The sequence below is a fragment of the Pseudomonas sp. PB106 genome, assembly GCF_009764645.1.
Lineage (GTDB): Bacteria > Pseudomonadota > Gammaproteobacteria > Pseudomonadales > Pseudomonadaceae > Aquipseudomonas.
In genome coordinates, this window is sequence record NZ_RWIM01000021.1 from 1 (window position 1) to 2,315 (window position 2,315).

Below are 2,315 nucleotides of genomic sequence, written 5' to 3' on the forward strand. Positions count from 1 at the left end.
CTGACGGTGTGATCGAGTACGCCGGGCGTATGGACCATCAGGTGAAAATCCGTGGTCTGCGTATCGAACTGGGCGAAATCGAAGCACGTCTGGCCGAGCACGACGCGGTGCTGGAAACCGTGGTCATTGCTCAGGACGGTTCGCTGTTGGTGGCTTATGTGGTGCCAAACGACGCCAGTCTGTTGGAAGCCGACGATGTGCGGCGCAATGAATTGTTCCAGCGTTGTAAAGAACACCTCGCCCAGAACGTTCCTGATTACATGGTGCCGTTGCACTGGGTATTGCTGGCGAAGATGCCGGTCAGCCCGAACGGCAAACTCGAACGCAAGGCGTTGCCGAAATTCGATGCCAGTCAGGCGCAGCAAGCCTTTGTCGCACCGGCCTCCGAACTGGAGCAGCAAGTGGCGGCGATCTGGCAAGAGGTGCTGCAACTGGAGCGCATCGGCCTCAACGACAACTTCTTTGAACTGGGTGGCCACTCCTTGCTGGCCGTCACCGTGGTTTCGCGCCTGCAACTGGAACTGGGCCTGAAACTGACACCTCAATTGATCTTCCAGCACCCTGTGCTTGGCGATTTCGTCAGCCAGCTGGATGCCGCTGACGAGCAAGTCGATATGTTGAAACTGAGTAAGCTGGAATCCCTGCTTGATGAAATGGAGGAGGCTTGATGGATAAGAATGTCGCTCTGAAAATTGCCAAGCGGTTTATCTGTCTGCCGCTGGAAAAGCGCACGCTCTATCTTGAAAAGATGCTCCAGGAAGGGGTTTCCCCGGCTAACCTGCCGATCCCGCAGACCCGGGATGAATTCGCCGACGCCTTGCCATTGTCGTTCGCTCAGGATCGTCAGTGGTTCGTCTGGCAGATGGACCCGCACAGCGCCGCCTACAACATTCCCACCGCGCTGCACCTGCGCGGCACGCTGGATGTACCGGCGCTGGAGCGTGCGTTCAATGCCGTGATTGCCCGTCATGACAGCCTGCGCACCACCTTCGGTCAGGACGACGAAGGCGCTGTGCAAGTGATCCATGCGCAGTTGCCGATGACCATTGCCATCGACGCGCTGGACGTGGCGGCCGAGCCGCTGCTGCGCGAGCAACAGATTCAGGCCTACATCAACGAACAACTGCATTTGCCGTTCGACTTGCAGACTGGCCCGTTGTTGCGCGCCAGCCTGCTGCGTCTGGCCGATGACGACCACGTTCTTGCCGTCACTGTGCACCACATCGCCGCCGACGGCTGGTCGATGCGGGTCATGGTTGAAGAGCTGGTGCAGTTGTACTCGGGTTTTGCGCAAGGGCGCCAGGTCAGCCTCGACGAGCTACCGGTCCAGTACGCCGACTACGCCATCTGGCAACGGCACTGGATGGAGGCGGGTGAACGCGAGCGTCAGTTGGCTTACTGGAAAGAACAACTGGGCACTGATCATTCGGTGCTGCAATTGCCGACGGATTTCCCGCGGCCCTCGGTGCAGAGCTTCCGTGGCCAGCGTCTCGATGTAACCCTCGACAACACGCTGGCCGCGGGCCTGAAAAGCCTTGCCCAGCGCGAAGGTTTGACCGTGTTCATGGTGTTGCTGGCGTCGTTCCAGGCGCTGTTGCACCGTTACAGCGGCCAGGCTGAAATCAGCGTCGGTGTGCCCAACGCCAACCGCAACCGCGTCGAGACCGAGCGGCTGATCGGCTTTTTCGTCAACACCCAAGTGCTCAAGGCGCGCATTGACCCGCAGGCAAGTTTTCGCAGCCTGTTGCAACAGGTCAAGCAATCGGCAATGGGCGCTCAGGCGCATCAGGAATTGCCGTTCGAGCAGTTGGTGGAAGCTCTGCAACCAGAACGCAGCCTGAGCCACAGCCCGTTGTTCCAGGTGATGTTCAACCACCAGAATCTGGCCACCGGTGAATCGCAGCAAGGCACGCGTTTGCCGGGCTTGCAGATCGATCCGCTGACCATGGCCAGCCAGACCGCGCAATTCGACCTGAGCCTGGACACCTTCGAAACGCCGCAAGGCCTCGGTGCGCAATTGACCTTCGCCAGCGATCTGTTTACTGCCGCGACCATTGAACGCATGGCTGCGCATTGGCAAAACCTGCTGCAGGCTGTGCTGGTTGACGCGGCACAGCCGTTGGCTGAATTGCGCCTGCTCGACGCAGACGAACGCGAGGTGATCGTCTCGCAATGGAACGCCACGGCTACCGAATATCCGCTGGAGCGCAGCGTGCATGCGCTGATCGAAGATCAGGTACGCGCCACCCCGGATGCCTGCGCTCTGGTGTTCGGCGAGCAACGCCTGAGTTACGCCCAGCTCAACGCCCGCGCCA

2 protein-coding genes are annotated in these 2,315 nt (G+C 60.0%); both read left to right on the plus strand.

Annotation, left to right across the window (positions count from 1 at the left end; translation table 11 throughout):
- Positions 1 to 668, plus strand: a 668-nt coding sequence (locus EJA71_RS04155) for a phosphopantetheine-binding protein (RefSeq protein WP_178113649.1), incomplete at its 5' end; no start/stop codon positions are given.
- Positions 668 to 2,315: condensation domain-containing protein (locus EJA71_RS04160; protein ID WP_256671473.1), on the plus strand; the 1,648-nt coding region annotated here is incomplete at its 3' end. The genes EJA71_RS04155 and EJA71_RS04160, both read left to right, overlap by 1 nt.